This window comes from Aeromonas sp. HMWF016, assembly GCF_963878195.1.
Classification (GTDB): domain Bacteria; phylum Pseudomonadota; class Gammaproteobacteria; order Enterobacterales; family Aeromonadaceae; genus Aeromonas; species Aeromonas lacus.
In genome coordinates this window covers 42815-49906 of record NZ_CAWNWX010000027.1, presented here as the reverse complement: position 1 = coordinate 49906, position 7092 = coordinate 42815, and the positions used below count along the sequence as shown (strand labels likewise).

Genomic DNA, 7092 nt, shown 5'->3' with positions numbered 1-7092 from the left:
GGTGATGGGCTTTTGCAGCGACGCCGAGTATCGCGAGTTTCTGCGCGCCTGCCCCGAGTTCGAACGGATGCTGATCCGCTCCGGCATCACCCTGATCAAATACTGGTTCTCGGTCTCCGATGAAGAGCAGGAGAAGCGCTTCAAGGAGCGGATCAACACCCCCATCAAGCGCTGGAAGTTCAGCCCGATGGACCTGCAGTCCCGCTCGCGCTGGGTCGAATACTCCCGTGCCAAGGATGACATGTTCACCTACACCGACACCGAGGATTGCCCCTGGTTCGTGGTGGAGGCGGACGACAAGCGCCGTGCCCGCCTCAACTGCATCGCCCATCTGCTGGGCAAGGTGCCCTACGAGGCGATCCACTACGAGCCCATCAAGCTCCCCCCCATCAAGACCGAAGGGTACGAGCGCCCGCCCCTGGCCAGCCAGACCTTTGTCCCCGATATTACTGCCGAACTCGAGGGCTGATCCCTGCCACTGCGCCTGCCAGTTTAGCCAAACGGCAGGCAATAAAAAGCCGGTCGCAAGACCGGCAAAAAGGCATTGAAGATACGGAAAACTTGCACTGAACCGCTATCAGGTACGGATGTACTTGGCGGTACGGGGGAACGCCTGCTCCTTGGCATCGAACAGATAGCAGGCTTCAGCCGGAATACCCACGCTGTAGCTCTGGCCGGTCGCCACATCCACGTCGGAGGTGGTCTTGACGGTAAAGTCGTGACCATCCACATCCATATAGACGAACGATTCGGCGCCCAGATGCTCGGCCACCTGCACCACGCCGCTCAGCTTGCTGTCGGCATGGGCGTGGCTCAGCGGCACCAGATGCTCCGGGCGGATACCCAGCTCAACCTTGTCACCCACCGCGCCACGACGGGCATCGACCCGCACCCGCACGCTGTCGCCGGTAGAGAGCTTGACCACGCACTCCTGCTCGCCAATCTCCATCAGCTCGGCGGCCAGGAAGTTCATCTTGGGCGAACCGATAAAACCGGCCACAAACTTGTTGTCCGGGTTGTGGTAGAGATCCAGCGGTGAACCAAACTGCTCCAGGTTGCTGGCGGCATCGGCCTTGAGCGGACTCAGCACCACGATCTTGTCAGCCAGGGTCATCGCTTCCACCTGATCGTGGGTCACGTAGATGATGGTGGAGTTGAGCTCCTTGTGCAGCTTGGCGATCTCGATCCGCATCTTGACCCGCAGCGCGGCGTCGAGGTTGGAGAGCGGCTCGTCAAACAGGAACACCTGCGGCTGCTGCACGATGGAGCGACCGATGGCGACCCGCTGGCGCTGACCACCGGAGAGCGCCTTGGGCTTGCGCTCCAGCAGCGGCTCCAGACCCAGGATCTCGGCGGCGCGCATCACCCGCTTGTGGATGTTCTCCTTGTCCATCTTCTTGAGCTTCAGACCAAAGGCCATGTTCTCGTAGATGTTCATGTGCGGATAGAGGGCGTAGGACTGGAACACCATGCCCACGTTGCGCTCTACCGGCGGGACGTCGTTCATGTAGCGACCGCCGATGGTCAGCTCACCGCTGGTGATGTCTTCCAGGCCCGCGATCATCCGCAGCAGGGTGGATTTGCCGCAGCCGGACGGGCCGACGAAGACGATGAACTCGCCCTCCTTGATGGAGAGGTTGATATTGCGCAGGGTGTCCTTGTGAACAGCCGGGTCGTAATTTTTGCGAACGTTGTTGAGTACTACTTCAGCCATGACGAGCTCCGCTCTTGAATCTTTGCAAATCGTGATAGCGGGGGGAGTCAGCTCCCCCGGCCATAAACTTAACCTTTCACGCCACCGGCAGTGAGACCACCGACCAACCAGCGCTGCGCCAGCAGGAACACCACTGTGATGGGGAAGCCGGAGAGCACGGCGGCTGCGGCAAAGTCACCCCACAGGTAGTTCTGCGGATAGAGGTACTGCTGGGCCCCGACTGCCAGGGTCAGATTGTTCACATCCTGCAGCAGGATGGAGGCCATGGGCACCTCGGTAATGGAACCGATAAAGGCCAGAATGAACACCACCGCCAGAATAGGCACCGACAGGGGCAACAGGATCAGGCGGAATGCCTGCCACGGAGTCGCACCATCGATGGCCGCCGCCTCCTCCAGAGAGGAGTCGATGGTCTCGAAGTAGCCCTTGATGGTCCAGACATGCAGGGCGATACCGCCCATGTAGGCGAGGATCAGGCCACCGTGGGTGTTGAGACCCAGCCAGGGGATGTAGTCACCAATCTTGTTAAAGAGCGCGTAGATGGCCACCAGTGCCAGCACCGCCGGGAACATCTGGAAAATCAGCATGCCCTGCAGGATGGTGGACTTGCCACGAAAACGCAGGCGGGCAAAGGCGTAGGCACAGGTGGTGGAGAGCGTCACGATCATCAGGGCAGTGATGCCGGCGATCTTGATGGAGTTCCACAACCAGGTCAGCACCGGGAACGGCGGCGGCGTGATGCTGCCGTCGGCGTTGGTGATGGAGATGCCCAGCGCCAGTTTCCAGTGATCCAGGGTCGGATTGGAGGGGATGATCTCCCCTACCGCGAAGTTACCGTTACGGAACGAGATGGCGATAACCATGATCAACGGGAAGATGATCAGCGCCAGGAAGCCCCACATGACCAGGTGGGTTGCCCACACCCGGTATTTGACTGATTTGGGTTGTACGATTGCCATGTTGAAGCCTCCTTACAGCTGTTTGTCGGCTTTGGACAATTTCAGGTTGAGCAGCGCCAGCGCACCCACGATGAGGAAGATGGCGGTGGCGATGGCACTGGCCAGACCGTAGTCCTGACCACCCGATCCCTGGAATGCAATCCGGTAGGTGTAGCTCACCAGCAGGTCGGTGGTACCGGCCGGAGTGCTGGCACCGATGATGTCCGGAGCACCGTTGGTCAACAACTGGATAAGTACGAAGTTGTTGAAGTTGAAGGCAAACGAGGCAATCAACAGCGGGGTCAGCGGCTTCATCAGCAGCGGCACGGTGATCTTGAAGAAGTTCTGCACCGGACCGGCACCGTCCATGGCGGACGCTTCGTAGAGATCTTCCGGGATAGCTTTGAGCAGGCCCATGCAGAGGATCATCATGTAGGGGTAGCCCAGCCAGGTGTTGACGATCAGGATCATCACCTTGGCCAGCATGGGATTGGTATACCAGTCCGGCTTGATGCCAAAGGCCGCTTCCAGGAACATGTTGATCTCACCGAAGTTCTGGTTGAACAACCCCTTGAACACCAGGATGGAGATAAACGCCGGAATCGCGTAGGGCAGGATCAACATGACCCGATAGAAGCCGCGCCCCTTGAGCGATTCCCACTGCACCAGACAGGCCAGCACCATACCGATGGCCAGAGTGAACGCCACGGAACAGGCAGAGAAGATCACGGTCCAGACGAAGATCTGCAGGAACGGCGCCTGAATACCCGGGTCAGTCACGATGCGGGCGAAGTTCTTCCAACCCACGCTGACCACAAAGCCCGGAGCGATGCCCTTGCCGACAAACTGGCCCTGATCGTCGATGTACTGGTAGAAACCGGTCTCGCCGTTGGGCAGCATCAGCTCGCCGCTCTGGTTGTCGCGCAGCAGGTTGCTGTCTTTGATCACCACGCCGGATTTGAGCACGGCGCCATCCATCAGACGGGTGTACTGGGACTTCTGGGCGGCAAACTTGCGCAGGCTGCTCAGGGTCAGATGGGTGGAACCATCGGGCAGCACCAGATCCAGCGCGCTCAGGTGGGTGCGATGATCAACGATGGCGCGAATGGGAGCCGGTTTGCTGGCGATCTCGCCAGTGACCGGAGTCAGCTCGATGAGCTGAGGAGTTGCCTGTGCCCGCCCTTCACTCACGGCCAGCTCGCGGGCCTTGTTGTTCATCAGGGTAACGGGTTGGCTGATATAGGCGTGATCATCCTGGTTCAGCTGCAGCTGGAACTGGCCGTTGTCGCCACCCAGCAGCGTAAAATCGAATTCACCGCCCGCCACCTTGTAGGTTTTCTTCAGATGGTAATCACGAGCCTGCTCCACGGAGAGCAAGTTGGTGCCTGAATAGTTGGTGAAGGCGATGCCAATCGTGTAGGCAAGAGGGAAGATGATAAATACAACCATGCCAGCCACACCCGGAAAGATGTAGCGATGGGCATAGGTCTTCTTGTTCATGAAGACATACAGACCGACGGATACCACCACCAGATCCAGCAGCGCGAATACCCACTCGCCACTGGCGTACATCATCACGGCTGCATAGCCGTTGAGGATGGCGACCAGAGCCGCGATAGTCCACTTAAGCCAGGTGTGCTTATCCTTCGGACCGGCATAGGACTCAACAGAAGGTACTACTTCCATGCCAATTAACCTTTATAACGCCAAGAGAGATTTGAGAGAGAGGGAGGCCATTGCGGCCTCCCGGGTAGTGCGTGCTTACTGAACGATACGCTTGGCAGCGGTATCCAGCGCTTCGTCAACACCTTGACGGCCAGAGGTCACGTTCTTGAGGGCTGTTTCGAAGGAAGACCAGAAACGGCTCATCTCGGGTACGGACGGCATCGGCTCGCCAGCCTGGGCGTTCAGCATGGTGGCCTTGATGTGCGGATCGGATTCCAGCGTCTTCTGGAAGGATTTCAGCGCAACGGCCCCCAGCGGCTTGTCGGCGTTGACCGGAGCCAGACCGGCATCGGTCAGCAGGTAGTTTTCCAGGAACTCGATGGCCAGATCCTTGTTCGGGCTAGCGGCGTTGATGGTGGCACCCAGTACGCCAACGAAGGCTTTAGCCGGTTTGCCCTTCAGGGTCGGCAGCGGCGCTACGCCGTACTTGATGCCGCTCTTGTCCAGGTTGCTCCAGGCCCAGGGACCGTTGATCATCATGGCCACTTCGCCCTTGTTGAACTTGGCATCCATTACGCCGTAGTCGATACCCTTCTCCAGGTGACCGGATTTGATCATCTCGGAGATGTAGCCTACGCCGATCTTGGCGCCAGCGTTGTTCACGCCGGTGTCTTTCACGTCATAACCGGTAGCGGTTTTCTTGAAGGCATAGCCACCGTTGGCTGCCACCAGCGGGTAGCTGAAGTAAGGGGTGTCATAGGCCCACATGATGGCGCGCTTGCCGTTCTTCTTCAGAGTCTCGTCAATCTTGGCGATCTCTTCGAAGGTCTTCGGCGGCTCAGGCAGCAGATCCTTGTTGTAGATCAGGCTGACTGCTTCCATGGCAACCGGGTAGCCATAGGTTTTCCCGTCAACAGTCATGGCATCCCATGCCAGCTGTTCGAATTTGGCTTTGGTCGCAGCGCTCGGCGTTACCGGAACCAGCAGACCGGCCTTGACCCACTCACCGTAACGGTCGTGAGCCCAGAAGAAGATGTCCGGGCCGTTGCCAGTGGCGGCGGCTTGCTGGAATTTCACTTCAACCTGATCCGGGTGAGCAACAGTAACCTTGATGCCGGTTTCTGCTTCAAATTTCTTACCCACTTCAGCCAGACCGTTGTATCCCTTGTCACCGTTGATCCAGATGGTCAGCTGGCCTTCATCGATGGCAGCAGTAGCAGTGCAAGCGACGCCAAGAGTGGCCAGACCGATCAGGGATGACAGCAATTTCTTTTTCATGAGCCTTTCCTTGTAGTAGTTCCGCGCTGTAAGAGCATTGTGTGCGAAGTGAATATTATCCCAAGCGTCATTCGCCTCACATGACGCAACTCGCATTTTTGAAATGCAATTACGTATTTCCTTCCAGAAAGTTTTGAAAACATTTTCTTAAATCGGGGAAATAACCCTGTTTATCGGCTTATTTCAAAACAACAACCGAAATATAATTACCAAACTGAAATATAATTACTCCAATGAAAGGGTTTTCACTTGAATGAAAACCCTTTCAGGTGGTTTATTTTGTTTGATCTGTTAACAAAGCACCGGCCCGGTTTCGCCCTGCCCCTTTCGCCCAATAAAAAAGAGACTCTGCCAGGGCAGAGTCTCTTTTTGCCGGAAATGACGGCTTGATCACATTACGACTGGCGCAGCAGCTGATCCTTGAGGTTGGGCGGTACCCCCTTGATGGTCAGGGTGTCGGTCTGCGGGTCATAAAATACGCGACTGTTCAACAACTTCTGCTCAAAACTCAGGGTCAGACCGCCGCCGGAACCGACAAACTTGGTCAACCCACGCAGGGTGGAGCGATCGGCCGGGAAGCGCTCTTCCAGTTCGTACTCCTGACCAATGAAGCTGTAAAAATCGAGGTCACCCTCGCCGGCATCTTTTGCGGAGAGTTCTGCCGACAGCTCCTTGATCTCGATCTCTTCACCGGCACTCGCCTGCTCGGTGCAATATTTGAAGACCTGCTTTTTATAGTCATTGCGCTCTGCCGGTTCGAGCTGACGACTGTCGCAATAATCTTCAACTGCCTGCAGCAGCCCTTTATTCTGGATCTTGGCATCCATTCCTTCACGGGCACCCAGCAGATCCATAAAGAAGTCGCCCAGCTTGCGACCAATACGTCCCTTGCTGAAGGTAATATAACGGCGTGACTCGGGTTGGGTTTTCCATTCGGTCAAATCGATGCGGGCCACCAGATTGAGTTTGCCGATATCCAGATACTGGATATGGCGTAACTCCAGCGCTTCGCTGACGGTGACGCTCTCCTTGCCCTCCAGCAGGGCGATCATCAGATAATCGACACCGACATAGTTGTATTTGGCGATCAGCAGCACCCCCTGCTCATCGAGGGCGTGCTCCACCAGCTGTTTGACCAGCATCTGGGTCACATTGACCGAGAAGGGAACAAATTCGGTCTGCTCGCAGAGCAGCTGTTCGAGGGCGATGCGAAACGCGGGAGAGGGCTGCTTGGGAGCCTCTTCCCCCTCCGCCAGCTCGGCGACGGCGGCCTCGGGGTCGGCGAAGAAGCCAAAGCCCTTGCCTCCCTTGCCGTTGTAGATGCGATGCAGTTCCGCCATCAGTCCCTGTACCGCTTCGTCGGGGGGTAGGGTCTGGCTGCGGGTATCGGCGTGTGGTTGACCATCGCCGCCCTGGCGCAGGGAGTGAAGTATGATCTTGTCGATATCGAGACTCATGTCACAAAGCCATAGTGTTAGCCGAAAGGGTGAAGTATTA

At 57.3% G+C, this 7092-nt stretch carries 5 protein-coding genes and 1 pseudogene; 1 reads left to right on the top strand and 5 read right to left on the bottom strand.

The window, feature by feature from the left end; all coding sequences use genetic code 11:
• Nucleotides 1-469, top strand: a pseudogene (locus tag AACS24_RS04380) (polyphosphate kinase 2); the annotation flags it as partial.
• Nucleotides 470-577: 108 nt separating this feature from the next.
• On the opposite strand, the gene AACS24_RS04375 reads toward AACS24_RS04380, so the two are convergent.
• The 5 genes from AACS24_RS04375 to yejK all read right to left on the bottom strand — a co-directional run bounded on the left by AACS24_RS04375 (nucleotide 578) and on the right by yejK (nucleotide 7052).
• On the bottom strand, nucleotides 578-1714 hold the full coding sequence (locus tag AACS24_RS04375; protein ID WP_042029975.1) for an ABC transporter ATP-binding protein: 1137 nt from the start codon (nucleotides 1712-1714) through the stop codon (nucleotides 578-580).
• A gap of 68 nt (nucleotides 1715-1782) precedes the next feature.
• A complete protein-coding gene (gene malG / locus AACS24_RS04370; protein WP_041209357.1) occupies nucleotides 1783-2673 on the bottom strand; it encodes a maltose ABC transporter permease MalG in 891 nt (296 codons plus the stop codon).
• 12 nt (nucleotides 2674-2685) lie between these two features.
• Nucleotides 2686-4338 (bottom strand): maltose ABC transporter permease MalF, encoded by a 1653-nt coding sequence (gene malF / locus AACS24_RS04365; RefSeq protein ID WP_108572481.1) that lies wholly within the window; start codon nucleotides 4336-4338, stop codon nucleotides 2686-2688.
• Between the two features lie 75 nt (nucleotides 4339-4413).
• Nucleotides 4414-5595: a maltose/maltodextrin ABC transporter substrate-binding protein MalE gene (gene malE, locus AACS24_RS04360; protein WP_033116010.1), complete on the bottom strand. Its 1182-nt coding sequence runs from the start codon at nucleotides 5593-5595 to the stop codon at nucleotides 4414-4416.
• 395 nt (nucleotides 5596-5990) lie between these two features.
• A complete protein-coding gene (gene yejK / locus AACS24_RS04355) occupies nucleotides 5991-7052 on the bottom strand; it encodes a nucleoid-associated protein YejK (RefSeq protein WP_181364310.1) in 1062 nt (353 codons plus the stop codon).
• Between the last annotated feature and the right edge of the window lie 40 nt (nucleotides 7053-7092).